Source organism: Massilia sp. 01N417 (genome assembly GCF_056399645.1).
In genome coordinates, this window is record NZ_JBFTRS010000010.1 from 68,869 (window position 1) to 94,724 (window position 25,856).

At 65.5% G+C, this 25,856-nt stretch carries 19 protein-coding genes and 5 tRNA genes; 14 read left to right on the top strand and 10 right to left on the bottom strand.

The genetic code is table 11. The features are described from left to right. Nucleotides 1-37: 37 nt before the first annotated feature. Both AC1DOQ_RS12800 and AC1DOQ_RS12805 read left to right on the top strand, forming a co-directional pair. Nucleotides 38-892, top strand: coding sequence for an oxygenase MpaB family protein (locus tag AC1DOQ_RS12800; RefSeq protein WP_477364263.1), 855 nt, complete (start codon nt 38-40; stop codon nt 890-892). Between the two features lie 144 nt (nt 893-1,036). Then, a complete protein-coding gene (locus AC1DOQ_RS12805) occupies nt 1,037-2,575 on the top strand; it encodes a right-handed parallel beta-helix repeat-containing protein (protein WP_477364266.1) in 1,539 nt (512 codons plus the stop codon). A 68-nt stretch (nt 2,576-2,643) separates the two neighbouring features. Here the strand turns inward: AC1DOQ_RS12805 and AC1DOQ_RS12810 are convergent, their stop codons facing one another. The 3 genes from AC1DOQ_RS12810 to AC1DOQ_RS12820 all read right to left on the bottom strand — a co-directional run bounded on the left by AC1DOQ_RS12810 (nt 2,644) and on the right by AC1DOQ_RS12820 (nt 8,204). Continuing rightward, nucleotides 2,644-3,093, bottom strand: a complete 450-nt coding sequence (locus AC1DOQ_RS12810; protein WP_441933481.1) for a RidA family protein — start codon at nt 3,091-3,093, stop codon at nt 2,644-2,646. Between the two features lie 151 nt (nt 3,094-3,244). Continuing rightward, a complete protein-coding gene (locus AC1DOQ_RS12815) occupies nt 3,245-4,354 on the bottom strand; it encodes a DegT/DnrJ/EryC1/StrS family aminotransferase (protein WP_477364269.1) in 1,110 nt (369 codons plus the stop codon). A 7-nt stretch (nt 4,355-4,361) separates the two neighbouring features. Continuing rightward, the gene (locus AC1DOQ_RS12820) at nt 4,362-8,204 is read right to left on the bottom strand and encodes a two-component regulator propeller domain-containing protein (protein ID WP_477364272.1); all 3,843 of its coding nucleotides are present in this window, start codon (nt 8,202-8,204) and stop codon (nt 4,362-4,364) included. 106 nt (nt 8,205-8,310) lie between these two features. Between AC1DOQ_RS12820 and AC1DOQ_RS12825 the strand changes: the two genes are divergently transcribed. Further along, nucleotides 8,311-8,387: transfer RNA gene (locus AC1DOQ_RS12825), tRNA-Arg, on the top strand. A 65-nt stretch (nt 8,388-8,452) separates the two neighbouring features. Here the strand turns inward: AC1DOQ_RS12825 and AC1DOQ_RS12830 are convergent. After that, nucleotides 8,453-9,406, bottom strand: a complete 954-nt coding sequence (locus AC1DOQ_RS12830; RefSeq protein ID WP_477364275.1) for an IS1595 family transposase — start codon at nt 9,404-9,406, stop codon at nt 8,453-8,455. A gap of 174 nt (nt 9,407-9,580) precedes the next feature. Between AC1DOQ_RS12830 and AC1DOQ_RS12835 the strand changes: the two genes are divergently transcribed. From AC1DOQ_RS12835 to AC1DOQ_RS12860, 6 genes are all read left to right on the top strand, one after another. Further along, a tRNA-Arg gene (locus AC1DOQ_RS12835) sits at nt 9,581-9,657 on the top strand. Between the two features lie 139 nt (nt 9,658-9,796). After that, a tRNA-Arg gene (locus AC1DOQ_RS12840) sits at nt 9,797-9,873 on the top strand. 14 nt (nt 9,874-9,887) lie between these two features. Continuing rightward, complete coding sequence (locus tag AC1DOQ_RS12845) at nt 9,888-10,145, top strand: hypothetical protein (RefSeq protein ID WP_477364278.1); 258 nt, start codon at nt 9,888-9,890, stop codon at nt 10,143-10,145. A 62-nt stretch (nt 10,146-10,207) separates the two neighbouring features. After that, a tRNA-Arg gene (locus tag AC1DOQ_RS12850) sits at nt 10,208-10,284 on the top strand. Between the two features lie 181 nt (nt 10,285-10,465). Next, nucleotides 10,466-10,542, top strand: a tRNA-Arg gene (locus AC1DOQ_RS12855). Nucleotides 10,543-10,986: 444 nt separating this feature from the next. Beyond that, nucleotides 10,987-11,592 carry an FxDxF family PEP-CTERM protein gene (locus tag AC1DOQ_RS12860; protein ID WP_477364281.1) on the top strand — a complete coding sequence of 202 codons (606 nt, stop codon included), beginning with the start codon at nt 10,987-10,989 and terminating at the stop codon, nt 11,590-11,592. Nucleotides 11,593-11,650: 58 nt separating this feature from the next. Here the strand turns inward: AC1DOQ_RS12860 and AC1DOQ_RS12865 are convergent, their stop codons facing one another. Together AC1DOQ_RS12865 and AC1DOQ_RS12870 are read right to left on the bottom strand one after the other, a co-directional pair. Beyond that, nucleotides 11,651-13,564 carry a sensor histidine kinase, YfiR-like protein-associated gene (locus AC1DOQ_RS12865; RefSeq protein WP_477364284.1) on the bottom strand — a complete coding sequence of 638 codons (1,914 nt, stop codon included), beginning with the start codon at nt 13,562-13,564 and terminating at the stop codon, nt 11,651-11,653. Further along, nucleotides 13,561-14,229, bottom strand: a complete 669-nt coding sequence (locus AC1DOQ_RS12870; RefSeq protein ID WP_477364287.1) for a TOL_0243 family YfiR-like periplasmic protein — start codon at nt 14,227-14,229, stop codon at nt 13,561-13,563. The genes AC1DOQ_RS12865 and AC1DOQ_RS12870 overlap by 4 nt, the downstream gene beginning before the upstream one ends. 342 nt (nt 14,230-14,571) lie before the next feature. Here AC1DOQ_RS12870 and AC1DOQ_RS12875 point away from each other — a divergent pair, with 342 nt between their 5' ends. The 3 genes from AC1DOQ_RS12875 to AC1DOQ_RS12885 all read left to right on the top strand — a co-directional run bounded on the left by AC1DOQ_RS12875 (nt 14,572) and on the right by AC1DOQ_RS12885 (nt 19,754). Next, on the top strand, nt 14,572-15,405 hold the full coding sequence (locus AC1DOQ_RS12875; protein WP_477364290.1) for a response regulator: 834 nt from the start codon (nt 14,572-14,574) through the stop codon (nt 15,403-15,405). 207 nt (nt 15,406-15,612) lie between these two features. Beyond that, nucleotides 15,613-18,600, top strand: a complete 2,988-nt coding sequence (locus tag AC1DOQ_RS12880) for an ATP-binding protein (RefSeq protein WP_477364293.1) — start codon at nt 15,613-15,615, stop codon at nt 18,598-18,600. Nucleotides 18,601-18,743: 143 nt separating this feature from the next. Then, nucleotides 18,744-19,754, top strand: coding sequence for a GGDEF domain-containing response regulator (locus tag AC1DOQ_RS12885; protein ID WP_477364296.1), 1,011 nt, complete (start codon nt 18,744-18,746; stop codon nt 19,752-19,754). A gap of 136 nt (nt 19,755-19,890) precedes the next feature. Here the strand turns inward: AC1DOQ_RS12885 and AC1DOQ_RS12890 are convergent, their stop codons facing one another. Continuing rightward, nucleotides 19,891-20,337, bottom strand: a complete 447-nt coding sequence (locus AC1DOQ_RS12890) for a hypothetical protein (RefSeq protein WP_477364299.1) — start codon at nt 20,335-20,337, stop codon at nt 19,891-19,893. Nucleotides 20,338-20,599: 262 nt separating this feature from the next. Between AC1DOQ_RS12890 and AC1DOQ_RS12895 the strand changes: the two genes are divergently transcribed. Continuing rightward, entirely contained in the window at nt 20,600-22,234 is a 1,635-nt protein-coding gene (locus AC1DOQ_RS12895) for a response regulator (RefSeq protein ID WP_477364302.1), read from the top strand. Nucleotides 22,235-22,237: 3 nt separating this feature from the next. Here the strand turns inward: AC1DOQ_RS12895 and AC1DOQ_RS12900 are convergent, their stop codons facing one another. Next, complete coding sequence (locus AC1DOQ_RS12900) at nt 22,238-22,756, bottom strand: hemerythrin domain-containing protein (protein ID WP_477364305.1); 519 nt, start codon at nt 22,754-22,756, stop codon at nt 22,238-22,240. A 236-nt stretch (nt 22,757-22,992) separates the two neighbouring features. Here AC1DOQ_RS12900 and AC1DOQ_RS12905 point away from each other — a divergent pair, with 236 nt between their 5' ends. After that, on the top strand, nt 22,993-23,619 hold the full coding sequence (locus AC1DOQ_RS12905) for a sensor histidine kinase (protein ID WP_477364308.1): 627 nt from the start codon (nt 22,993-22,995) through the stop codon (nt 23,617-23,619). Nucleotides 23,620-23,698: 79 nt separating this feature from the next. Here the strand turns inward: AC1DOQ_RS12905 and AC1DOQ_RS12910 are convergent, their stop codons facing one another. Both AC1DOQ_RS12910 and AC1DOQ_RS12915 read right to left on the bottom strand, forming a co-directional pair. Continuing rightward, nucleotides 23,699-25,171, bottom strand: coding sequence for an NAD(P)/FAD-dependent oxidoreductase (locus AC1DOQ_RS12910; RefSeq protein WP_477364311.1), 1,473 nt, complete (start codon nt 25,169-25,171; stop codon nt 23,699-23,701). Nucleotides 25,172-25,272: 101 nt separating this feature from the next. Further along, a complete protein-coding gene (locus AC1DOQ_RS12915) occupies nt 25,273-25,800 on the bottom strand; it encodes a hypothetical protein (RefSeq protein WP_477364314.1) in 528 nt (175 codons plus the stop codon). Nucleotides 25,801-25,856: the final 56 nt, after the last annotated feature.

Consider the following 25,856-nt stretch of genomic DNA (forward strand, 5'->3'; position numbering starts at 1 on the left):
GGCAAGCGCGATGCTGCTGAATTCGATCCGGGACCTGATGCGCGCTCCGCCGGGCATGGCCTTCGACTTCAGCCAGCCGCGCGGCGCGCCGGCCCTGACGCCGGCGGACGGCGTCTCCTGGCGGGTATTCGCCAATCCGGTGTCGCTGTTCGTCGGCGGCGTGACGGCGGTGCTGCTCGAACTGGCCGAACCTTCGGTGCGCTCGGGCGTCTGGGACCACAGCGGCTTCCGGCGCGATCCGCTCACGCGCCTGCGGCGCACCGGCTTTGCGGCCATGATGACGGTCTACGGCCCGCGCCCGGCGGCGGAAAAGATGATCGCCCACGTGGTGCGCATGCACGATCGTGTGCAGGGAACGACGCCCGCCGGCGTGGCGTACCGCGCCAACGATCCGCGGCTGCTGGACTGGGTGCATGCGACGGCCAGCTTCGGGTTCGCCGAGGCGTATCACCGCTACGTCCGGGCTTTATCGGCGGCCGAGAAGGACGCGGTATATGCCGAAGGCCTGGCGTCCGCCGGCTTGTATGGCGCGACCGGGGCACCGGCGTCCTGGTCGGCGTGGGAGGCCATGCTGGCGCGGACCGCGCCCGGGCTGGAAGGCTCGGATGTCCTTGCCGAGTTCCTGGGCATCATGATGGAAGCGGCCATTCTTCCCGCACCGTTGCGCTGGCTCCAGCGCCTGCTGGTGCGCGCCGCGGTGGAGATCACGCCGGCGCCGGTGCGGTCGCTGCCGCAGCTGCGCGGACATCGGCTGCGGTTCGGGGAGGCGGCGCTGGTGCGGTCGCTGGCGCGCGGTTCCGGGTTGCTGCCGCTGGGGGATACGCCGCCGGTGCAGGCTGCGCAGCGGATGGCGGGCGGCCGCGCAGTGCGCCCTCAAGGTCGAGCTACTTGATGTCGGGAATTTGTATTGACGCCACTCGACCTGGCGATTTCCCGAGTTTTTTAACAAACAGTCGTTGCAAGGCTGTGACCGCCAAGCGTAGCATCCTCCAACCGGGCACAACACTGTGCCCGGGTCCTGAATGGAGGAGCAGCCATGACCAGAAGAAGAGAATTCCTTCGGATCGCTTCCAGGGCGGGCGTCTCGGCATGCGCGGCGGCCGTGCTTCCGCGCTTCGCCATGGCCCAAGGCGGCAGCAAGACGAGCGTGCACTACATCGATCCAGGCGCCACCGCTCCCGGTCCCGGCGACGGCACGCTTGCCAATCCCTACCGGTCATGGACTAGCGTGTCCTGGACGCCCGGCCATACCTACCTGCAGAAACGGGGCACGACCTATTCGGGGGTCTTCCGGGTAGGCGCGAGCGGCACGGCGGCCCAGCGCATCACGATCGGTGCCTATTACAAATCGAATGGCGACGATGATCCTACCCAGCCAAAACCGGTCATCATCCTGCCGGGCGCGCCCACCACCCCGGCCGCCGGCGCCTCGATCGCGGCGCTCAACCAGGAGCGCGATTTCATCACCTACCGCAATCTGGACATCCGCAACACCGCCCTGCCGGAAGCCGCCGGCGTAGCGATCATCTGGCTGGGCAATAACTGCGTTTTCGAAAACAATAACGTGACGTCGAATTGCGGCGGCGTGTATGTCTACACAAAAAACCATGTGACCGTGTCCGGCTGCCTGCTCGACGTCATCAGCAATGGTCCGAGCTATGGCAACCAGGGGATCCTGGTCGCTGCGAACACGACGATCGACGACCTCCGCTTGCTGAACAACACCGTCCGCCATCGCGGCGGCGGCACGTCGGGATCGCATGGCATCCGCTGCGAGACCTACAACAGCAGCGCTTTCCTCACCCATCTCGTGATCAGCGGGAACCGCGTTTCGCCGCCTCCCGGCATCGCTTACTGCATGAACGGCAGTGCGATGGGCGTCTTTCTCATCCAGGGGTCCGCTGCCAGGCTGGACAACAATACCGTGACCGGCATGCTGGTCGGAATCTTCATCAACGGTGGAGATGGCAGCTATGTGGGCAACAACAACTGCAGCAACAATATGAATTTCGGCATCCATATCAGCGGCTTTGCCAAGTCCTACATCATCGAGCGCAACACCTGCAATTCGAATGGCGGGACCCTGAGCACGACCTATTACGGCCGGGGCATCGAGCTGTCGTCGGCGAAAGGGCAAGATGCCGTATCGGGACATACGATCCGCTACAACACCTGCAGGTTCAACTATAACTATGGCGGTCCGCTGGACAACGGTTCGGAAGGCGTCGGCATCGGCATCGACGACGGCACCAACCAGTGCTCGGTCTACGGCAACATTGTTTCGAACAATGAAGGGAACGGTATCCAGGTGTACGGCGGCGGCGACAGGGCCAAGTGGACCGACACGGGCGGCCACACGATCAATGCCAACAAGATGGATTCGAATTGCAGCTTTTCCGTCATGAACCGGCGCAGCGGCGGCAAGACGCCCAGCCAGTTCCAGGCGCATATCGCACTGGCCTACGTGTACGGCAAGCCCACCGTCGTTTCCAACAACACGTTTTCAGGAAAGACCCCGATGGGGATCTATACCGACGGCACGGACGCAAACATCAGCACCGTCGGCAATATCTGACCGCCCTTATCGGATTCTGCAGTGCCCGGTGCTGGCGATGCCCGGGGATGGTCGAATCCGCGCAGGCGTCAATGCACCGCAATAGCGGAAATCTCGACGGCGGCATCCTTGGGAAGCCGTTGCACCTGCACGGTGGCACGGGCCGGCGGTTTATCCTTGAAATACGTGCCATACACGGTGTTCAGCCGCGTAAAGTCGTTCAGGTCCTTGACGTACACGGTCGTGGAAACGACGTTTTCCATCGACATATTACTGGCTGCAAGTACCGCCTTGAGATTGTCGAGCGCTTGCCTCGTTTGATCTTCGATCGACCCCTGGTTCAATTGACCGGTCTTGGGATCGATGGGAATCTGGCCGGCCAGGAAGACCATATTGCCGGCCCGGATGGCCTGGGAATAAGGGCCGATTGCCGCGGGGGCGTCTTTTGTGGCGATGACGTCCGCGGCCGATGCGTGCAGGACCGGGTAGCAGGCGAGAGCAAGAACGATTGCGCAGCCGAAGCGGATATTCGTTTTCATGGTTTTCCTTTTTCTTCGAAGAAAAGATATCGGACTCGTTGGGGCGAAAGAGCGCGTTGCTCAGCTCGGTCCCACGGTAAACCAATATAGATCACCAATCAGGCGTGTCAATACAAAGGCGCGACGGACGCCCCGACCGCAGCGCGCAGGTTCAGAGAATTTCCCGAATCGAAGCGCAAACCCTCTCGACATCCGCCACACCCATGCCGCAATGCAGCGGCAAGGTCAGCGTCTGGTCACCGATCCGCTCGGCATTCGGGAACTGCCCGCGCCGGTAACCGAGGCTCCGGCCCAGGCTGGTCAAATGCGAAGGTTCGTACGACAGCCCGGTCGCGATACCCCGCTCGCGCAAGGCCGCCCGGAAGGCCTGGCGCGTCGTCCCCAGCCGGTCGTAGGGCAGCAGCACGCAGAACATGTTCCAGCTCTGCTCCGCGACGCCGCGCGGCGGCAGCACCGCCTCCTCGATTGTCGGGAACACCTCGAAATAATGGTCCGCCAGTGCCTGCCGCTGCGCCAGGAAGCCCGGCAGCTGCGCGAGCTGGGCCAGGCCGATGGCTGCCGACACGTCGGACATGTTGTACTTGCCGCTGGCGACCGCGACGTCGCGCGTGTCGTCCGCCAGGCGCTCGATGCCGTGGAAGCGCAGCACCTCGACCTTGCGCGCCGTCGCCTCGTCCGGGACCACGATGGCGCCGCCCTCGATGGTCGTCATGTTCTTGTTGGGATGGAAGGAGAAGGTCGCGATGTCGCCGAAGCTGCCGACCGGACGGCCCTTCCATGCCGATCCCTGCACCAGCGCGGCGTCCTCGATCACGCGCAGGCCGTGGCGGCGGGCCAGCGCATGGAGCGCGTCCATGTCGCCCAGCGCACCCGGAAAATGGGTCGGCACGATGGCCCTGGTGCGCGGCGTGATCGCGGCTTCTACCTGTTCAAGGTCGATCGCGCGCGTGACCAGGTCGCAGTCGACGAACACCGGCCGCGCGCCCACCTTGACGATCATGTTCATCGTGGAGAAGAAGCTCTGGGTCGAGGTGATGACTTCGTCGCCGGGGCCGATGCCGCAGGCCAGCAAGGCGAGTTCCATCGCGCCGGTCGCCGAGGTCAGGGTCCGCGTCGGACGCCCGCCGAAGGTCTGCGACAAGGCGCGCTCGAACTCCAGCACGCGCGGGCCGCTGGCAATCCAGCCGCTGCGCATGGTTTCCGCCATCGCGGCGATCGTGTCTTCGGAAATGCTCGGTTGCGAAAAATTCAGGTGTGCCACGAAGTCCTCATTGAAGTGATGATGCTGCGCGCAGCGGCAGGTCGAGGATGAATGCCGTGCCCATGGCAGGCGTGCTCTCGACGCGGATGGTCCCGCCCAGCAGCGTGGTAACGATGGTGTACGCGATGCTCAGGCCCAGCCCGGTGCCGCCCTGCCCCATGCGCGTGGTGTAGAAGGGATCGAAGACGCGCGACAGGTGCTCGGCCGCGATGCCGCGCCCGTCGTCGCGGAATTCGATCCGCACCCGCTCCGCGCCCGACATGGCCGCCGCCAGCACCATGGTGCCGCCCGGCCCCTCGAAGGCATGCAGCAGCGCGTTGTTGACGAAGTTGATCAGCACCTGTCCGAGCGGTCCCGGATAGCTGTCCATCACGATGCCCGGCGCCACCTCGATCTCGAGCGCGTGCCCGCCGCGCCGTACCTGGTTCATGATGGTGGCGGCGATCTCGTGGCAGGCCTGGGCCAGGTCAAAGCAGCGGCGCTGGGTGCTGGCCTGGTCGACCGAGACCTGCTTGAAACTGTTCACCAGTTCGGCCGCCGAATGCAGGCTGCGCTGGATCAGGGCGCTGGCTTCGCTGGCCGCGCCGATCCATCCTTCGAGCTCCGACTTCTTCAGCGTGGACTGGGCGAAGCGCGTTGCCAGCTGTTCCGTCTTTTCCTGCAGGGTGCTGGCCATCAGCAGGCTGTTGCCGATCGGCGTATTCAGTTCGTGGGCGACGCCGGCCACCAGCGAGCCGAGCGAGGCCAGTTTCTCGTGGGCCGCGAGCTGGGCCTGGGTGTCCTTCAGCTGGCGGTAGGCATCGGCGTTGTCCAGCGCCACGCCGACGTAGGCGGCCAGGGTGCTGAGCATGTCGAGCTGGATGTGCTGGTAGGCGTGCGGCGTGTGGCTCTGCACGCAGATCACGCCCAGCGAACGGGTGCCGACCATCACCGGCACCAGGATCAGCGAGGCCGGCGGCCGCGTATCCACCGCATCGCGCAGCTCGCCGACCCAGCTTGCCGCTTCGTGTTCGAAGTCGTCGATCAGGATTTCCTCGGCGCGCTCGGCGCTGCGCTGCGCCATCGCCAGCACGCGCGCGCCGCAATGCTCGGCGCCGGCGACGCGCTTGCCGTCTTCGATCACGAACGGACAGTCGAGCCGGTCCTCGCGCAGCACGCCGATCGCGAACACGTGAACGTCCATCAGCTGGCGCACCTGGCCGTAGACATTCTTCATGATCGCCTCGCCGTCCAGGTTGGCGGTGAGTTCGCGGCCGATGTCGGACAGCAGCGCGATGTTGCGGCGCGCCTGCAGCGCCGCTTCCTTCTGCTGTTCGGCGGCCTCCTTCTGCAGCACCAGTTCGGCGGTGCGCGCGCCGACGGTGCGCTCCAGGGTTTCCTTCTGCTGCACCAGCGCGCGGATGCGCAGGCGGTAGATGGTGAAGCCGCCGCCCAGCAGGAACACGCCGACCAGCAGCCGGAACCACCAGGTCATCCAGAACGGCCGCTCGATCGTGATCGCCATGCGCGCCGGGACGTCGCTCCACAGGCCGTCCTTGTTGGCAGCCCGGACTTCGAACACGTAGTCGCCCGGATCGAGGTTCGTGTAGGTGGCGAAGCGCTTGCTGGCGTCGGTCTCGGTCCAGTCGCGGTCGAAGCCCAGCAGGCGGTAGGCAAAGCGGTTGCCCTGCGGGTCGGCGTAGTGCAGCGCCGCGAATTCCAGCGTGAAGCCGGAATCGCGGTAAGGCAGGTCGATGCGCGGTTCCGCCACGCCATGCGGCAGCAGCGAACGGCCCTGCACCAGGAACTCGGTGACGACCGCCTCGGCCGGATACGGGTTGTCGCGCACCGCGTCCGGCATGAAGGAGGTCATGCCGTTGACGCCGCCGAAGTGCAGCTCGCCGTCGGCGTCGCGCGCGGCCGCGCCGACGAAATAGGTGCCGTCCAGCAGGCCGTCCTTGGCGCTGTAGTTCATGAATTCGCCGGTGGTCGGGTCGAGCCGGGTCAGGCCCACCGTGGTGCTGATCCACAGCTCGCCGTGATTGCCCTCGAGGATGGCGCCGATCGGCACCGGCCCGCGCGACTTCGTCACCGGGAAATAGCGGAACACGGCGGCCCCGCCGGCATCGCGCTCCATGCGGTGCAGGCCGGCCGCGGTGCCGATCCACATCTCGCCGATCTTCGACTGGTAAATGTAATAGACGCGGTTGTGGCGCAGGGTGGTCGGATCCCGGTCGTCGTGGCGGTAATGGCGGAAGGTGCCGCTGGCGCGGTCGAAGCGGTCCAGGCCGTTCTCGGTGCCGTACCAGATGGTGCCGTCGCGGTCTTCGAACAGGGCGAAGCCGTAGTTATCGCCGAGGCTGCGCGGATCCTGGAGATCGTGGCGCCAGGCGCTGAGGATGTGGCCTTCCGGGTCGAGCAGGAACAGGCCGCCGCGGGTGGCCACCCACAGGTTGCCGGCATGGTCGAGGGTCAGGTCCTGCACGTAGTTGCCGGCCGAGTCCTTGCCCAGCGGGACGGTGGTGAAGCGGCCGCTGGCGGCCTCGCGCCAGGACAGCCCGGTCGGCGAGCCCACCCACAGGCGGCCGCGCCCAGGCAGCACGGCGGTGACGACGTCGTCCGGCAGGCTGTCGCGGCGCTTCGGGTCGTGGCGGATGCGCTCGAAGCGCCCGCTGATCGGTTCGAGGTGGATCAGGCCGGAGCCGGTCGTGCCCAGCCACAGCTTGCCGTCTGCGCCGGCGGCGATCGCCCGCACCTTGCGGCTGAGGGTCTCCGGGCGCTCTTCCGCCGGGTCCGGCAGGAGCACGAAGCTGCCGAAGCCGCCGCTGGCCAGGTCGGCGCGGTTGACCCCGCCGAACAGGGTGCCGGCCCACAGGGTGCCGGTGCGGTCGACGCGCACCGCGCTGACCTGGTTGTCCGACAGGCTGTGGCGGTCGAGCGGCACGTTGGTATAGCCGATGAAGCGCTGGGTGACCGGGTCCAGCCATTTCAGGCCGTCGAGGTCGGTGCCGACCCAGAGGTTGTTGCCGGCATCGTGGTAGAGGGCCAGGATGCCGGCGTCGCTCATCCCCTGTTCATGTCCGACGTGGCGCCGCTCCGGCGGGCCGTCGCCGGTGCGCCAGGCGTCCAGGCCGGCCGCGGTGCCGATCCACAGGGTGCCGTTCTGCCCCATCGACAGCGACAGCACCGTGTTGTGCTTGGCGCCGCCGCGCGAATCGATGTCGTAGTGCGCGAAGCTGGTGGCGCCGGCCGGCAGGTGGTCGATGCCGGCGCCGGTGCCCACCCACACGCCGCCACGGCCGTCCGGCGCCAGCGCGCTGACGCGGTCGTCGCGCAGGCTGGCGGGGTCGCCGGGATCGTGGCGGAAAGCGCGGAAGCGTCCGCTGGTGGAATCGAGGTGGACCAGCCCTTCCCCGGTGCCGACCCACAGGCCGCCGTGGCCGGCACCGATGATGGCGGTGACGGCGCGATTGCGCACCACCCGCTCGCTGACGGACGAGAAGGGATAGCGGACGAATTTCTGGCCGGCTTCGTCAAAGCGGACCAGCCCGCCGCGCGTGCCGAACCACAGCCGGCCTTCGTCATCCTCGTAGGATGCCTGGGTAAAGTTGTCGGGCAGGCTGGAAAGGTCGCCGGGGTCACTGCGGAAGCTGCGGATGCGGTAGCCGTCGTAGCGATCGAGTCCGGCCTGGGTGCCGAACCACATGAAACCGGCGCGGTCCTGCAGGATCGTCTTCACCGATTCCTGCGACAGGCCCTGCTCCAGGCCGACGCGTTCGAAGCGCAGGCTGCGCGGTGCGCCGGCCTGGGCGGGCAGACTGGCGGCGCAGGCGAGGACGCAGGCCGCGACGGCGAGGAGGAAGCGGAACATAAAAAGGTTTCCCGGAAACAGGCTTTAATCTACCAGAAGCGCTTCTTATGTTGAGAAAAATTAAGACTTCCCCCTGCGGGATGTCGCTGCTATAATAGCGACTTGGGCGGCTGTAGCTCAGCTGGATAGAGTACTTGGCTACGAACCAAGGGGTCGTGGGTTCGATTCCTGCCAGCCGCACCACTTATACATGAGGAATGGCTCAGAAAGTTCTGCTTTCTGGGCCATTTTTCTTGGCGCTGTTCGCGCTAAGTGTTGAACCTGCCGAGCGCCGCTCTCAAAAAGGCGTCGGGGCTGGCAATGCGCCGTCCATCCAGCGCCCAGCGCCAGCCGAAGTAATGGCCCAGGTAACGGCTCGCGACGCCGCGAAATGGCACCAGCCAGGCGCGCATCCGGCTGTGATACGCGTTCACATTCTGGATGTGCAGCGCACCGCGCCTTCGTTCGCCGGCGCTCGCGTTGATGGCCTCATGTGAGATCCCGAGCTCCCGCGCGAATGCCGGATAGGCCGCATGGCTATCGGTCACCAGCAGCACGTCGCGCTCCAGCCTTGGCCCCAGGTGTTCCACTAGCTGCCGCTTGCTCACGCTGCCCTTGCCGGTCACGGCGTCGATGGTCTGGCCGCTGCGATCGCGTGCGACAAGGATGCACACCTGCTCGTTTGAGATCCCACGCTTTGTCGCCTTGCCGCCGCGCTTTCGTGGCGGACGGTCGAGGCTTCTGGAACCTTTGTGCGATTCGAGCACATACATCTCGTCGGCCTCGGCGATACCGCTCAAGCGCTGCGGCCGGTCATCCTTGCTCAAGGCCAGGAAGCGGTGACGCCATCGAAAACTGGTCGCGCTGGCCACGCCGATCTCGCGCGCCGCGCGGCGCACGCTGCGGGAGTCGAGCATGCCGCCGAGGTAGTCGAGCCAATGCGCCTTGTAGCGCAGCCGGGCCAGCGGCGTGCCGCTGAGCAGGTTGAAGGTGCGGCGGCAACTGCGGCAGCGGTAACGCTGCAGTCCGTGTGCATGGCCGTGGCGATAGGGTTTGCTGGCCCGGCAGTGCGGGCAACAGAGCGGCGCGGCGGGCTGCTCGACGATCTCGAGAACGCGGTCGAGGCCGGCTGCCGATTGCAGCAGTGCGAGCAGGCGGTCGCGTTGCCGCCGGGTCAGGCTGGAAAGGCGTTGCAGGAACTGTTCGAACTGCCGTGCTTGCATGGTGCCTCCGTCAACGGTTCAGGTCGACATTGGACCGCAGGCTTACGGAAAAGATTCCACACTTGGCGCGAACAGCGCCTTTTTCTTTTACAACCGCCCACTCCAGGCGTCGCCGCTGATTGTTCGCAGTGGACTTGGCCATTCGCCAAGCCGCTGCTATAATGCGTGCCTCGGGCGGCTGTAGCTCAGCTGGATAGAGTACTTGGCTACGAACCAAGGGGTCGTGGGTTCGATTCCTGCCAGCCGCACCACTTATACATGAGGAATGGCTCAGAAAGTTCTGCTTTCTGGGCCATTTTTCTTTTACAACTGCCTACTCCAGGCATCGCCGCTGATTCTTTGCGATGGACTTGGCCATTCCATCACGCGCTGCTATAATGCGCGCCTCGGGCGGCTGTAGCTCAGCTGGATAGAGTACTTGGCTACGAACCAAGGGGTCGTGGGTTCGATTCCTGCCAGCCGCACCAGTTATTCCTGAGGAATGGCTCAGAAAGTTCATCTTTCTGGGCCATTTTTCTTTTGTCCGGCGTTTTCCTGGTACTGGCCCGTAAGGCTGATCAAGGGCCACACCATGCCGAATGGCGATCCAGCGCAGCCCTATGCGCCGGGTCTGCGATTCGATAGCTGCATCGTGCTGCCGCCGGTGAGCGTGCTGGATGCCTTCCACACCTTGCGGATCGGCGATGCGATCGACCTGCGCCGCCCGAATGCGGCCAAAAAACTGTTCGGCCTCCCCTGAGAATGAATACTGCGACATGCCCTTGGCCATTCGCCAAGCCGCTGCTATAATGCGTGCCTCGGGCGGCTGTAGCTCAGCTGGATAGAGTACTTGGCTACGAACCAAGGGGTCGTGGGTTCGATTCCTGCCAGCCGCACCAGTTATTCCTGAGGAATGGCTCAGAAAGTTGATCTTTCTGGGCCATTTTTCTTTTCCGCTAACGGAATGCCCTGCGTTTCCCGTCCATACTGTCAGCCGAATCCGACCTTCCCCCGCCTGGTTTTTTTGCTGTTTCAGCCACTTTGCCAAATGGCAAAACTTCGCTATAATACGTGCATCGGGCGGCTGTAGCTCAGCTGGATAGAGTACTTGGCTACGAACCAAGGGGTCGTGGGTTCGATTCCTGCCAGCCGCACCAACAATTCAAGATGAATGGCTCAGAAAGCGATTTCTGGGCCATTTTTCTTTTGCCCATCTGTATTGTCCTTTTAGATCAGTGACTTAGCTCTGCCATACGGGCAGTCTCATGGGCAATTTCATTTTCGAGCGTTCAATAAATATTCACTAACCGCAACAAACTCGACCGAGGAGTATCGCGCGTCTTCAAGTAGGCCTAGTCCTACAAATACTTGGCAAGCCTGATAAGTTTTTCTGCTCGTCAATGCAAATAGCCCCTCGTCCTCTATGAGAATCGGGTAAAGGGCGAATCCGATAAGAAATTATTGAACATGCGCACGTTTCCGAGAAGAAGCGCACACATTGGTGGTTTTTGGCGCGTTTTATCGACGGTTTGATAGGATGAAGTTCCCCGATTCTTGAAAACCAAGCTGCAGGACGCGGCTGAATCTTTGCGAGGTAAGAAATGAAAAAATCTCTGATCGCTGGTATCGTGTTTGCAACCGCAACGTTCGGTTCCTCGGCCGTCATGGCCCAAACCACCGGTGGCGGCATCACCGCAGCCACCATCGGCACCACCCCACAGGTTCTGGACCTGACCAATGGCAGTGGCTTCTTCGGTGACACGCTCGCCATGAACAACAATGGCGCCATGTTTGCCGACCACTTCACCTTCTCGGTCACCGGCACCACCAGCTCGAACTTCGATGCCATCGTTTCCTCGATCAGCCGCACGGCAGATACCGGCCTGGATATCAGCGGCCTGTCCCTGTACCGCGTCGGCGGCGGCACCGGCACCGGCACCGGCATGGATACCCTGATCTCCAGCGGTACCCAGGTGAACAAGGGCGCCATGGACGTCTGGTCTGTGTCCAGCAACAACCTGTCCGCAGGCGATTACTATCTGCTGGTGAGCGGCAACATGGTGTCAAACACGGCAGCGTCGTTCGGCGGCGCCGTGATGCTGGCACCGGTTCCTGAACCGGAAACCTATGGCATGATGCTCGCCGGCCTGGGCGTCCTGGGCTTCCTGGCTCGCCGCCGCAAGCAGGCTGCGAACCAGGCAGCGTAAGTTCCAGCGTCCGTCTACACGGCATTGAAGCGGAGGCGCGCAAGCGCTTCCGCTTTTTTTACGTGCGCAGCTTCTTGATCAGGCTGCGGTTGCCGAGGATTTCCTCGATCTGCTCGAAGCGCACCGGCTTGACCATGTGGTGGTCGAAGCCCGCCTCGAAGGCCAGCTGGCGGTCCTTTTCCTGGCCCCAGCCGGTCACCGCGATCATCACCGTCATCGCCCCGCAGGACAGGCCGCGGATGCCGCGCGCCAGGTCGTAGCCGGACATCTGCGGCAGGCCGATGTCGAGGAAGGCGTAGTCCGGGCAGAAGCGCTTGGCGGCGGCCAGCGCGTCCGGGCCGTTGTGGGTGATGACCACGCTGTGGCCCATCGCCGTCAGCAGCGCGCCGATGCTGTTGACGAAGTCGACGTTGTCGTCGGCCAGCAGGATGCGGTAGGTCTCGCCGCCGATGAAGTCCGCCGGGGTCGGCTTGGCCGGCAGTTCCGGTTCCACCACGATCGGCAGGCGCACCACGAACTGGCTGCCGTGGCCGAGGCCTGCGCTGCGGGCCTCGATCGTGCCGCCGTGCAGTTCGACCAGCTTGCGCGCCAGCGACAGGCCGACGCCCAGGCCGGCGGTCGAGCGTTCCAGGGTCGAATCGACCTGCACGAACATCTCGAACACGGTATCCAGCATCTCGGGCGCGATGCCGATGCCGGTATCCGCCACCACCAGCGTCAGGGTCCGCTCCTCGACGCTGGCATCCAGGCTCACGCGGCCGCCGCGGTTGGTGTACTTGGCGGCGTTGTTCAGCAGGTTCGACAGGATCTGGGCCAGGCGGGTGGCGTCGCCGTTCAGGAATACCGGGCGGTCGGGCAGGTCGATCTGCAGCTCGTGCCCATGCAGGTCGATATACGGGCGGACCACCTCGAGGGCGTCGTTGACCACCGCCTTCAGCTCGACGCGGCCGGACTTGATCGTGAACTTGCCGGTATTGATGCGCGAGACGTCCAGCAGGTCGTCCACCAGGCGCACCATCTGGCGCAGCTGGCGTTCCATGATGTCGGTGGCGCGCTGGGTGGCCTGGGCGTCGCCGCTGCGCAGGCGCAGGATGTCGAGGCCGGTGCGGATCGGCGCCAGCGGATTGCGCAGTTCGTGCGCGAGGGTGGCCAGGAATTCGTCCTTGCGGCGGTCGGCCACGATCAGGGCCTGTTCCGCGCGTTCGCGCACCTGCATCTCGTGCTCCAGGGTGGCGTTGGCTTCCTGCAGCGCGTACGAGCGGCGCCCGATCTCGGCCAGCATGTCGTTGAAGGCGTCGATCAGCACGCCGATCTCGCCGCTCTCCTTGCCGGGCACGCGCAGGCTGAAGTCGCGCTGCTGCATCACCCGGCGCGCCACATCGGTGACCGATTCCAGCGGCCGGGTGATCGCTTCCTGCAGGCGCGAGGCGACCAGCCAGGCGATCGCCAGCGCGCCCAGCATCACCGCGCCGAGGATGGCGCCATAGCTGAGCAGGCGGTCGAACAGGCCGTAGCGCGCGCGCAGGTAGACGGTGCCGACCATGTCGCCGTTCTCGACGATGTTGCGGAACACCACCAGCTCGCTGCCCTCGATGCGGTAGCCCGAGGCTTGCGGACGTTCGGGCAGCTTGAGCGCGCTGCCGGAGGCCGACGGCGCCACGTAGCCGGCGAAGCGGCTGCCGCCACTGGTATAGATGGCGGCCGCCAGGATCTGCGGGCGCACCCGCAGCACCGCCAGGTTCTGGCGGGCGGTCTCGTCGTCGTTGAAGGCCAGCGCCGGCGCCGTCACGCGCGCCATGATGTCGGCCTGGGTCATCAGGTCGTCGGTCCAGTAGCGCTGGAAGGCGCGCAGGTCGACCAGCAGCATCGCCACCGATGCCGCCACCAGGGCGGCCAGCGTGGTCGATACCGCCATGAGGATGAGTTTGCGGCGTACCGAACCGCTGTCGCGCATGCTCTTCATCGAGCTCATTGCTGGGCTCCTTTCTGCACCCGGTTCGCCACCGTCAGCAGGCGGGAACTGAGTTTGATGCCGTTACGTTCGGCGGCCTCGAGTGCGACATCGAAGCGCACCCGTTCGTCGACGATACGGAAATTGATGGCGCTGCCCAGTTGCAGCCCGCCGTCGCATTCGGTCACGACCAGCAGCGCATTGCCGGCCGCGCGCACCAACTGCCCCACCCTGGCGCTGTCGTAGCCGCCGATGAACAGCAGGTGCACCGGGGTGCCGAGTTCGGACTCGCGCAGCACCCTGACCAGGATCGGGCGATTGCCGACGGTCCGTCCGCCGGCGATGCGTCCCAGTTCGGCCGCCAGCTCGTCGGCGCCGATCACGCCGATCGTGAGCGGGCTGGCGGCGTCGGCGAAGGCGCCGGGAGGAAATTCGGTATAACCGAGGAATTTATACAGGAAGGCGGCCTTGACGCGCCGTTCCAGCACGGGGCTGGAAGCGGCGTTGTCGGCCCGCGCCGGCGGCAGCAGCGCCAGCTGTCCGCACAGGGCGCCCGCGCACAGCAGCGCCCAGCCGGCCAGGCGGCGCAGGCGGTGATTCGTGGATGAGCTCGGTGGACGGTGCATCGGCCGGGTCAGCAGGCGAAGCCAGCGGTGAAGGAAGGCGCGCGCACGGCGGCCGGCCATAAAGACGGCCCTTCGGACAATGCAGGCGACAGCAGGAAGATCTTAATCATCTTGCTATCCTAGAGCATTTTCCCGAGTGCACCAAGCGTGCGCTGGCAGCGGGTGCTCAGGCGATCTCTGCTGTGCTATTGAAACAATCAATAACGGTCATTACAAATCTAAATTGGATTTCTTTTTTGCGATGCAGCATTATTACACCTGTCTCCTCTATTCTCCTCCAAGGATAGATTCAGCCCGCTCCCGTAGCGGGCTTTTTTTTGCCCGTGTGCGGGCCACCCCCTGTTGCCGATTTGGTGTAGCATTCCGTTCTTTGCGTTTCGATAACAGTATTTACACCTTGCCATGATTCAAACTGGACAGCCCGCGCCCTCCTCCAGCTCCTTCGATTGGTCCGCCACCCGGCTGGGCGACGCACGGCAATGGCCCTGGCCCTTGCGCATGGCGGCCGACCTGTTGTTCAACCTGCCGCTGCCGGCGCTGCTGGTGTGGAGCCGCGACATGACCGTGCTGTTCAACGAGGCCTATGGCGCCCTCGCCGGTCCGAGCTATGGCAAGGTCCCGGGCGGCAATGTGCCGCCGGTGATGCCGCCGCCGCTGGCTGTCGCCGCGGCCGAACTCGAGCGCGCCTGGGACGGCGAGGCCGCGGTCGCCGCCGGCCGTTCCTTCGGTTTCGCCGGCTCTTCCGGGGCCGAGACCCACGATCTCCATTTCACACCGCTGCGCGGCGACGATGGCGCCGTGCTGGGCATCCTGTGCGTGGTGGCCCCGGCCGCGGTCGGCACTGCCGCCGCCGAAGGCGCGCCGGCCGGTCCGCTGCGCATCCTGGTGGTCGAGGATAACGTTGATTCCCAATACCTGATTTGCGAGATGCTGCGCGCCTTCGGCCACCATGCGGACGGCGTCGGCCATCCGGACGATGCCCTGGCCCACCTGGCGGCCGACCGTTACGACATCCTGTTTACGGACGTCAGCCTGCCGGGCATGTCGGGTGTGGAACTGGCGCGCAAGGCGATCGTCGATGCGCCGTCCATGCAGGTGATCTTCGCTTCCGGTTACGGCGACACCTTGCTGCGCCACGTCGAGTTCCCTTACCTGTCGCTGCAGAAGCCTTACGAGCTCGACCAGCTCCAGGCCGCCCTCGACAAGGCCGCGGGGCAGAAACAGGCGCGGTCCTGATGCGCGCAACGGTGTGCATCAAACCGCCAGGGCTGGGCTAGAATCCATGGACGGCTTGCCATCGACGCAGGGCGGGACCGTCTGCGCTTCCCGCGCGGCAGCCCCTCGAACGCGCCCACAGCCACGAACGATGATCCTGAACGCTTCCACCGCCAGCACCGACCGCCCGCTACCGCCGATCCGGCGGCATGCAGCACTGGAGGCACGATGAGCGAGGAACTGCGCCAGGCAAGGGAAGCGTTGCGCCGTGCCAACGAGCGCATGGAGAACATGCTCGAGAGCCTGAGCGACGGCTTCTGCGCGGTCGACCACGACTGGCGCATCATCTATATCAATGAGCGCGCGCTGGAGATGCTGGCGCCGCTGCAGCGCACCCGCGCCGGCCTGCTCGGCCGCGACCTCTGGGAGGCCTTCCCCGAACTGCGCGGCAGCCAGCTGGAAAACCTCTATCGCCGGGCGATGGACGGCCGCGAGACGGCAATCCTGGAATTCTTCTATCCGGGCCTGGGACGCTGGTTCGAAGTGCGCGCCCATCCCTCGCCGGACGGCCTGACCCTCTACTTCCAGGACATCGACCGCCGCAAGGCCGACCAGCAGGCCCTCTTGCTGGGCAACAGCCGCCTGCAGGTGGCGCTGGCCGCCGGCCGCCTGGGCGACTGGCGCTGGGACGCTGCCAGCGACCGCCTGTCGCTGGGCGAACGCGCGGCCGCCATCTTCGGCCTGCCGGCCGAGACCCCGCTGGCCTGGGCGGAACTGCGCGCCCGCCTCGATCCGCACGACCGCGAAGGCGTGCGCCGCGCCATGCTGCAGGCCTTCGCCGGCCAGAACGACGTCGAACTGGAATGCCGCCTGCTGGGCGACGGCGGCGACAGCCGGGAAACCCGCTGGGTGGCCCTGGTCGGCCGCGCCGATTACGCCGAGCCGAACCGCCGCGAAGGCGTGCTCGGGATGACCGGCGTGGTCCAGGACATCAGCGCCCGCAAGAGCGCCGAAGACACCCTGCGCCAGAGCGAGGAAGTACTGCGCGCGCTGGCCAACACGATCCCGCAGCTGGCCTGGATGGCCCAGGCCGACGGCGCCATCGTCTGGTTCAACGAACGCTGGTTCGACTACACCGGCACCACGCCCGACCAGGTGGTGGGCTGGGGCTGGCAATCGACCTGCGAACCGAGCGTGCTGCCGGCCGTGATGGAACGCTGGCAGGCGACCGTGCGCAGCGGCGATCCCTTCGAGATGGAATACCCGATCCGCGGCGCGGACGGCAAGTACCGCTGGTTCCTGACCCGCGTCAACCCGGTGCGCGACCGCCACGGCAAGGTCGTGCGCTGGTTCGGCACGAATACCGACGTCGACGAGGTCAAGCGCGCCGAACAGGCCCTGCGCGACGAGTCGCACGTGCTGGAACTGCTGAACAGCACCGGCAGCGCCCTCGCCTCCACCCGCGAACTGCGCTCCCTGCTGCAGGCCGCCACCGACGCCGCCACCGGCATCGCCGGCGCCCGCCACGGCGCCTTCCTGTACCTCGGCCGCGACGACGCGAACGGCAAGATCTTCTCGCTGTACACGGTATCCGGCGCCAGTACGGCGGAATTCGAGCCCTTCGGCGAGTCCGGCCCCAACGCCCTGTTCGGGCCGGGCCTGTCGCCGCGTAACCCGGAAATCCGCGAGGTGATGCGCGCCGACGACGTCTCCCGCGATCCGCGCTTCGAGGGCCGCTCGCCCTTCGGCCTGCCGGCCGGCCATCCGCCGGTGCGCAGCTACCTCGCCGTACCGGTGATCGCGCACTCCGGCGAGGTGCTGGGCACGATGTTCTTCGGCCATCCGGAAACGGGCGTGTTCTCCGAGCGCACCGAGCGCATCGTGCGCGGCATCGCCGCCCAGGCCGCGGTGGCGATCGACAACGCGCGCCTGTACGAAGCGGCCCAGCGCGCCGCCGAGGAGCGCAAGGTACTGCTGGAGAACGAAAGGCTGGCGCGTGCCGAGGCCGAACGCACCAGCCAGATGAAGGACGAATTCCTGGCCACCCTGTCGCACGAGCTGCGCACCCCGCTGTCGGCCATCCTCGGCTGGGCCCAGGTGCTGCGCCGCGGCAGCCGCGACCAGAACGACCTGGCGAAAGGCCTGCAGACCATCGAGCGCAACGCGCGCGCCCAGGCCCAGCTGATCGAAGACCTGCTCGACATGAGCCGCATTACCTCGGGCAAGGTGCTGCTCGACATGCAGGTGGTGCCGCCGATCGGCTTCATCGACGCCGCCATCGAGACCGTGCGTCCGGCCGCGGATGCCAAGAATATCCGCATCGAAAGGCATTACGCGGGCGACCCGGGCATGATCGCCGGCGACCCGGCCCGCCTGCAGCAGGTGGTGTGGAACCTGCTCTCGAACGCGATCAAGTTCACCCCGCGCGACGGCCTGGTCGAGGTGATCCTAGCCCGCAACGAGGCCAGCGTGAGCATCACGGTGCGCGACAACGGCGCCGGCATCAAGCCCGAATTCCTGACCCACGTGTTCGAACGCTTCCGTCAGGCCGACGCCTCCATGACCCGCCGCCACGGCGGCCTCGGCCTGGGCCTGGCGATCGTCAAGCACCTGATCGAGCAGCACGGCGGCACGGTGCGCGCCGAGAGCGCGGGCGAAGGCCAGGGCTCCAGCTTCACGATCGAACTACCGCTGGCCAAGCAGCAGGCGGCCACCAGCCGCTCGGCGCGCGCCGCCATGATCCTGCCGAGCCCGAGCACCCCGGAAATGACGGTGCGCGACCTCGGCGGCGTGGACGCGCTGGTGGTCGACGACGATCGCGATGCGCGCGAGCTGATCAAGCGCATCCTGACCGATTGCGGCGCCACCGTGCACATCGCCGCCAGTGCGCGCGAAGCCTTTGCGCGTTTCGGCGAAGCGGTACCGAACCTGCTGATCAGCGACCTCGGCATGCCCGAAATCGACGGTTTCGAACTGCTCGACTGGGTGCGCCACCTGCCTCGCGAACAGGGCGGCCAGGTGCCGGCCATCGCCCTCACCGCCTTCGCCCGCTCGGAAGACCGGCTGCGCGCGCTGGAAGCAGGATTCTCGGCGCATATTTCGAAGCCGGTCGAGCCGAGCGAACTGATCGCCACCGTGGCCTCGGTGGTCGGCCCGACGGCGCCGCTGGTTCACCGCGTGACGGCCCCTGCCGTGGGGGAAAATCGCCTGCGCTAGTGTGCGGTTGTTGTTCCTACCCACGCACGCGGCGCTGTCCTACAAGAAATTCTCTGGCATTTGCTAGACTAAGGAATGTTGCAGTAGAGGTGGGTTCGGACCATGATTATCCGGCCCCTGGCCTCGATTTGACGAGAGTAAGCATGCCCAGCCGCCAAGACATCCTGAACGCCAAGATTCTGGTCGTAGACGATTCACCCGACAATATCGAACTGATGGAAGAGATATTGCGGGAGGAAGGCTACACCGATGTCAGCTCCACGATGCTGCCTGAGCAGGTATGCCCATTGCATCGCGAACACAACTACGACCTCATCCTGCTCGACCTGCAGATGCCCGGCCTGAACGGCTTCCAGGTCATGAAGGGCTTGAAGGAGATCGAGCAAGGCGGTTATCTGCCGGTATTGGCCCTGACTGCCCAGCCCAGCTTCAAGATCGCGGCCCTCGAAGCGGGCGCCCGCGACTTCATCAGCAAACCCTTCGACCTGCTGGAAGTGCACAAGCGCATCCACAACATGCTCGAAGTCCGCCTGCTCTACAAGGAGCTGGCCCAGTACAGCCGCGCCCAGCAGGAACTGGCGCTGCACGACGCCCTCACCGGCCTGCCCAACCGGCGCCTGCTGGAAGACCGCATCGAAACCGCCCTCCAGCACGCCAACCGCAACCACCACAAGGCGGCGGTCATGTACCTCGACCTGGACGGTTTCAAGGCGATCAACGACACCTACGGCCACGCCTATGGCGACGAGATCCTGAAAATGGTGTCGCAGCGTCTGCTGTCGAACTCGCGCAAGGAAGACACGGTGGCGCGCCTGGGGGGCGATGAATTCATCGTGCTGCTGGGCGACATCCACAGCCTGGCCGATGCCCAGGGCCCGGCGGCCAAGCTGGTCGAAGCCCTGTCCGAGCCTTTCTTCATCAACGACCTGACCCTGCAGCTGTCGACCAGTATCGGCATCAGCATGTATCCGGACGACGCCGAGCACGTCACCGACCTGATCAGCATCGCCGACTACGCCCTCTACGAAGCCAAGCGCGCGGGCAAGAACCGCTTCTGCGCGAACGGCAGCGCAGCCCGCCAGGCGGCCCAGGCAGTCAAGCCGACGGCGCCTGCGCCGGCGCCTGCTTCGCAGGAGCTGGCCCAGCATCGCTGAGCCGCGGCCTGAACACCCCCGTCATTTCCACGCAAATCCAGTACGTCGCCCCCGGCTTCGCGGGAGGGCGATCAAGGGCCAACAAAAGAAAAGGCGCAGCCGTCACCAGCTGCGCCCGCGCGATCCAGCGCTCGAATCAGGCCGCGCCGGCCGTCTTCTCGCCACCCGGCCCCAGTGCAGGCTTGCCGATGGTTTCACGGTTATGCGCCTCGATGGCGGCCGCGCCCTGGTGGTCCGAGCTTGCGTCGACCTTGTCCGGCGCCACTTCGATGCGGGTGATGCTGGATTGGATGGACACCGGGTCGCTGGCCGGGAAAGTCATCTCGACGGCATCGTCGATCAGGGTTTCCTTGGCTTTCTCGCCGGTCGGCTCGGCTTCGGCCGAGGCCATGGTGCGGATCGCACGGGCCCACTTGACGGCCTTCAGTTCGGCCAGTTCGCCGATGGTGTTGATGCCGAACGCATCGCGCAGGGCGTCGGCCTGTTGCGGGGTCATGCCGCGCAGGGCCGTCACCGGCTGATCGACCAGTTCGCGGAAGCATTTGTCGTGATGGGTGTCATTTACGATAATTTGAATATTCATGTCTGTCCTTTCAAGTTGGCGCCTGTCTTCCATTGACACGGTTGAACCAGACACGTTTCCACTATCTCACAGGCGTCTGCGCTGCGTATGTGCGGCAGCGAACCGTGTTGCCGGGGTGCGCACGATTGGTTTTTTGCCTTCTTCTTTGCGTGGTATCATGACCAATTGCAACAAATATTGTGAATTTATTTTGCAATGGGGCATCCTCTGCTATCCTTTGCCAGATTTGTGAATACAACGCATTGACACCAGTCCGACTGCCGTGCCGAACTCCGAAAAGCCGAAAATCCTCGTCGTCAACGACGATGCCGCCAGCCTGTTGGCGCTGACCAGCCTGCTCGAACTATGGGCCGAGGAATGTAACTACGAAGTGCTGTCGGCCCGGTCGGGGCAGGACGCCCTGCGCGAGGTGCTGCGTCACGACTTCGCCGTCATCCTGCTGGACGTGAACATGCCCGGCATGGACGGCTTCGAGACCGCGGAAGCGATCCACCAAAGGCCCCGTTCGGCCGACATCCCGATCATCTTCGTTACCGCCTTCCTGGCCGACGAGATCGACCGCCTGAAGGCTTACCAGCGCGGCGCCGCCGATTTCCTGTTCACGCCGGTGATTCCGCAGGTGCTGCGCGCCAAGGTGCAGGTCTTCGTGGCGCTGGCCACCAAGAACGAGCAACTCAAGCGCCAGGCCGAAAAACTGTCCCAGCGTACCACCGAGCTGACCGCCACCAACAAGCGCCTGGTGCGCGAGATGGAAGAACGGCGCGCCGCCGAACGCAAGAGCAGCGCCAAGGACGAATTCCTGGCGATGCTGGGCCATGAGCTGCGCAATCCGCTATCCGCCATCAGCAGCGCCTCTTCCCTGCTCGGCATGCCGGGCGCCGGCGCCGAGTCGAGCGGGCGGGCGCGCCTGATCATCCAGCGCCAGACCCAGCACCTGTCGCGCATCGTTGACGACCTGCTCGACCTGTCGCGTGCGATGTCCGGCAAGATCCTGCTGTCGAAGAAGCGCATCGACATCGGCCCGCTGGTGTCGGGCTGCCTGGACACCTTCCGCGCCACCGGCCGCACCGCCGGCTACCAGCTGGACGTCCGGCTCGGCGCCGGCTGGGTCGAAGGCGACCCGACGCGGCTCGAGCAGATCGCCACCAACCTGATCGACAATGCGCTGAAATACACGCCCAGCGGCGGCAGCATCGGGATCGCCATCGACGCGGTCGACGACGAGGTGGTGCTGACGGTGAGCGACTCGGGAGTCGGCATTCCGCCCGACCTGCTGCCGCACGTATTCGACGTCTTTGTGCAGGGCTCGATCTCGATCGACCGCTCGCAGGGCGGGCTGGGGATCGGCCTGTCGCTGGTCCGCCGCCTGGTCGAGCTGCACGGTGGCAGCGTGAGCGCCACCAGCATCGGCGCCGGCGCCGGCTCCACCTTCGAGATCCGCCTGCCGCGCAGCGAACCGGAGCAGGCCGAGGACGCGCCCACCGGCACGGTGGCGGCGAGCGACAAGCCGAGGGTGCTGCTGATCGAAGACAATGACGACGGCCGCGAGATGATGGCGACCATGCTGGGTTCCTACGGCTACCCGGTGCTGCAGGCGCGCGACGGCCTGGAAGGCGTGACCCTGGCCGGCGCCGAACTGCCGGATGTGGCCCTGGTGGACATCGGCCTGCCGGGCATCGACGGCTACGAGGTGGCGCGCCGCCTGCGCAAGGATGCCGCCACCCACGGCATCCGCCTGATCGCCCTGACCGGCTACGGCCTGGCCGAGGACCAGCGCCGCGTGCTGGAGGCGGGATTCGATTTGCACATGGTCAAGCCGGTCGATATCGCCACGCTGCTGGCGCGGCTGGCGGAACCGGCGAGCCAGGGCAGCAAGACCGCCCCGGCCAACGCATAAAACTTAGAGGGTCGACAGGATTTCCTGCTTACGCTGCGCCATTTCCTGGCCCAGCGCCATCAGGTCGAGGCCGCTCTTCTTGGCCTGCTTGAACATTTCCTCTTCCTCTTCCTTGACGTGGTGCTCGATTTCTTCGCCCAGCACCTTGACCTTGGCGTCGTACAGGTCTTCGTCAGGATCCATTTCCTTGAGTTGCTTGATCAGGTCCTTGGCGGCCTGGTGTTCGACCACGGCCTCGTCGACCATGTCCTCGGAATCCTTGACCTGCTCGCGCACGGCCGGATAGAAGATTTCTTCCTCGATCTGGGTGTGGGCGATCAGGGCATTGCAGATCTTTTCGGTCAGCTTCTGCTTGCTGGCCTTGGCGCGGTCGCTCAGTTCTTCGTACTGCTTGAACATGTCGGACACTTCACGGTGGTCGGCGACCAGCAGGGCGATGGCGTCCTGGCCGGTGAGGTTGGCGGCGTGGATCGCGGCATTTTTCGCAGCGGAATTTCCAGTAGCGTTCGTTTTGTTGCTCATTGTGTTCCCCTCATGATGGAAGGCTGCCATACAGCCGGTAGCGACAGCTTCGCGCAGGTCGCTTGCAGCGACTGTACGGAAACACACACTGGCGTTCCTGCGCGCCGCTGCAGGCCAAGCTGTTGTATCATTTTGGGAAACATTAATTGGTTGCTTTTATGAAAGCTTCGGCACCTCAGCCACCTTTTCACTCCCAGGATGGCGATCCGGCCGCGCGCGTCGCGGAACTCACAGAGTTGCTCGGGCATCTCACCGCCTGCTGGGACGAAGAACGGCGCCAGCTGGCGCGCCGCCTGCACGACAGCCTCGGCTCGTCGATGACGGCGCTGACCATGCACCTTGGCTTACTGTCCTCGCACCTCAAGGAACAGCCGCAGCGCGACCGTGCCGCGCAGATGAAGCAGTTGCTCAACAACATCATCGAGACCAACCGCAAGATGCAGCTGGCGCTGTGGAACGACAAACTCGAGTTCCTCGGCCCCAAGGCCGCGATCGCCGAACTGGTCCTGGAATGGGGCCAGGAAAACGGCATCAAGGCACGTGCCAGCCTGCCCGATGAAGATCCCGAGTATTCGCGCGCCCAGGGCGTGACCCTGCTGCGCTGCGCCGAGGAAGGCCTGCGCAACGTCGCGACCCACGCCCAGGCCACCGAAGTCGAAGTGATCCTGGACGACGACGGCGACCAGGCCATGCTCACGGTGCGCGACAACGGCGTCGGACCGGCGCCCAATACATCCAACCCGCTGAGCTGCCACGGCTTGCGCCTGCTGCGCGAACGGGCGCGGCTGCTGGGCGGAACGCTGACGCTTGGGCAGGGGCCGGAAGGCGGGGCGATGTTGACGATGATTTTGCCGAAAGCCTGAAGCGGCCGCCATTCCCGCTTGGCCACCGTCATTCCCGCTTAGCCACCGTCATTCCCGCTTTCGCGGGAATGACGGGTAATTAGTGCAGCTTGACGATCGGCGTAGTCCGCCGAATCAGGAACCGCGCAACCGCCAGCACCCCCGTCCGCATCGACCCGAGTATCGCCTGGTGGTGCATCAGGTGCAGGCTCAAATACATGATGCGCGCCAAAAATCCCTCCACGAACCAGCTCGCGCGCAGCGAACCCATCAGGTTGCCGACCGTGGTCCGGTGGCCGATCGAGACCAGTGAGCCGTAATCCTTGTAAACGTAGGGATTCTTCTGCGGCGGCTGGCCGGAGGCCATGTTCATGAAGTCTTTCAGCAGGTAATCGGCCTGCTGGTGGGCGGCCTGGGCGCGCGGCGGCACCGGCTTGCCGCTGCCGTCCGTGCAGGCGGCGCAGTCGCCCAGCGCGTAGACCCCTTCCACGCCCTTGACCCGCAGATGGTCGTCGACCTCGATCGCGCCGCCCTTGGTGACCGGCAGGCCCAGCGAGCCCAGGAATTCCGGTGCGCGGATCCCCGCGGCCCACACGCAGATATCGGAGGGATAGACGTTGCCGTCCTTGTCGATGACCTGGTGGGCGTCGATCTGCGTCACCCGGCAGTCCGTGACCACATTGATGGTGCGCTCGTCGAGCAGGCGCGTGGCCGAGGCCGACACCCGCTCCGGCAGCGGCGCCAGGATGCGCGGCGCCCCTTCCAGCAGGGTGATGCGCACGTCGCGCTGCACCTGCAGGCGGTTGAAACCGTAGGCCGCGTAGGCGCCGGAGGCCTCGCGCAGCTCGGCGGCCAGTTCGACGCCGGTGGCGCCGCCGCCGATGATCACGATGTCCAGTCCGCTGGCGGGCCGGCGCGGCACCAGGCCGGTGTCCACCACGGTGCTGGTGCCGCCGTTCCCGCTCAGGGCAGCCTCGGCAGTGACAGCCTGCGCACCGGCGCCGGCTGCGTCCGCCGCCACCACGCCGGACTCGAAGCTGCCGGAACCGATCGCCTTGGCGACCGCCACGCCCGGATTCGACCCGCCCTCCCCCTTCGCCTCGGCGGCCTGGGCGAGCAGGCGCAACAGGCGCAGGCGGAAGCGCTCGGCGTCTTCGGTGGCGTTCAGGGAAATCGTGTGCTCGCGTGCGCCGGGCACGCCGAAATAGTTGGAGGTGCTGCCGACGGCAATCACCAGCGATTGGTAGGAAATGGTGCGGGCCGGGAAGATCTCTTCGCCGTCGCTGGCGGCATTGACCGGCCCCACGCCGATGGTCTTGCGGGCGGAATCGAGCGCCGTCATGGCGCCGTAGACGAAGGTGAAGCCGCGGTCGTGGGCCAGCATCTGGTAGGACAGGCCTTCCTGGTGGATGTCCAGGGTGCCGGCCGCCACCTCGTGCAGCGAAGGCTTCCAGACGTGGTAGAGCCGGCTGTCCACCAGCATCACCTTGGTCGGGCCCAGCTTGCGCCCCAGTTTGCAGGCCAGCTCCAGCCCGCCCGCACCGCCTCCCACGATCACGATCTCGCTATGCAAAACTGCCTCCCTCGTAGCGCCCGAGCTTGTCGGGCTAACAAGGGGAGTTTACTACGCGGACAAAATCGGCGCTGGCGGACTTCGTACTTACGATGAGTTCGTCAGTCGTGACCGCGTCCGTGGCCATGGCCTTCGCCACGGCCTTCGCCATGACCGCGTCCGTGGCCCTCGCCGTGGCCTTCGCCGTGGCCGCGCCCGCGCTCTTCCCAGCGGCCGCCGCCGTGGCCGCGATCGTAGTCGCGGTACTCGACGCGCTCGACCACGCGCACCGGCTGGCGATAGCCACCGCCGTGGTAGTGCTCGCGGTAGCGCGGCACATAGGTGTTGGTGTACCACTCGTCGCGCACGAACAGGACCGGACGGCCGCAGGCGTCGTAGCGGCCGCAGAACTTGGCCCAGTGCTTGCGGTGGCCCGGCGGCACGCGCAGGTAGACCGGCTCGGCCACGTAGTGCGGCACCTGGCGGATGATCACCGGTTGCGGCGCGTACAGCACCGGCTGAGGCGCAAAGTCGCCGAGGTCGATGCGGCCGTAGAAGCCGGGCTGGCCGACGCTGATGCTGACATTGGTCTGGGCCAGGGCCGGGAAAGCGGCGGCGCACAGCGCCACGCCAAAGATGATGGATTTCATGCTCACCTCTCTCTGTTTTAGGAATGTGTCCAGTTTATCAAACGAAATGTTGCGTT

Excerpts from the sequence above, each read along its gene's own strand:
- AC1DOQ_RS12870 (WP_477364287.1), bottom strand. The coding sequence starts at position 14,229 with ATGGCCGGCCGCCGTGCGCGCGCCTTCCTTCACCGCTGGCTTCGCCTG.
- AC1DOQ_RS12885 (WP_477364296.1), top strand. The coding sequence starts at position 18,744 with ATGCCCAGCCGCCAAGACATCCTGAACGCCAAGATTCTGGTCGTAGAC.
- AC1DOQ_RS12915 (WP_477364314.1), bottom strand. The coding sequence starts at position 25,800 with ATGAAATCCATCATCTTTGGCGTGGCGCTGTGCGCCGCCGCTTTCCCG.
- AC1DOQ_RS12845 (WP_477364278.1), top strand. The coding sequence starts at position 9,888 with ATGGCTCAGAAAGTTCATCTTTCTGGGCCATTTTTCTTTTGTCCGGCG.
- AC1DOQ_RS12860 (WP_477364281.1), top strand. The coding sequence starts at position 10,987 with ATGAAAAAATCTCTGATCGCTGGTATCGTGTTTGCAACCGCAACGTTC.
- AC1DOQ_RS12900 (WP_477364305.1), bottom strand. The coding sequence starts at position 22,756 with ATGAGCAACAAAACGAACGCTACTGGAAATTCCGCTGCGAAAAATGCC.
- AC1DOQ_RS12875 (WP_477364290.1), top strand. The coding sequence starts at position 14,572 with ATGATTCAAACTGGACAGCCCGCGCCCTCCTCCAGCTCCTTCGATTGG.
- AC1DOQ_RS12830 (WP_477364275.1), bottom strand. The coding sequence starts at position 9,406 with ATGCAAGCACGGCAGTTCGAACAGTTCCTGCAACGCCTTTCCAGCCTG.
- AC1DOQ_RS12800 (WP_477364263.1), top strand. The coding sequence starts at position 38 with ATGCGCGCTCCGCCGGGCATGGCCTTCGACTTCAGCCAGCCGCGCGGC.
- AC1DOQ_RS12820 (WP_477364272.1), bottom strand. The coding sequence starts at position 8,204 with ATGTTCCGCTTCCTCCTCGCCGTCGCGGCCTGCGTCCTCGCCTGCGCC.
- AC1DOQ_RS12805 (WP_477364266.1), top strand. The coding sequence starts at position 1,037 with ATGACCAGAAGAAGAGAATTCCTTCGGATCGCTTCCAGGGCGGGCGTC.
- AC1DOQ_RS12865 (WP_477364284.1), bottom strand. The coding sequence starts at position 13,564 with ATGAGCTCGATGAAGAGCATGCGCGACAGCGGTTCGGTACGCCGCAAA.
- AC1DOQ_RS12810 (WP_441933481.1), bottom strand. The coding sequence starts at position 3,093 with ATGAAAACGAATATCCGCTTCGGCTGCGCAATCGTTCTTGCTCTCGCC.
- AC1DOQ_RS12890 (WP_477364299.1), bottom strand. The coding sequence starts at position 20,337 with ATGAATATTCAAATTATCGTAAATGACACCCATCACGACAAATGCTTC.
- AC1DOQ_RS12880 (WP_477364293.1), top strand. The coding sequence starts at position 15,613 with ATGAGCGAGGAACTGCGCCAGGCAAGGGAAGCGTTGCGCCGTGCCAAC.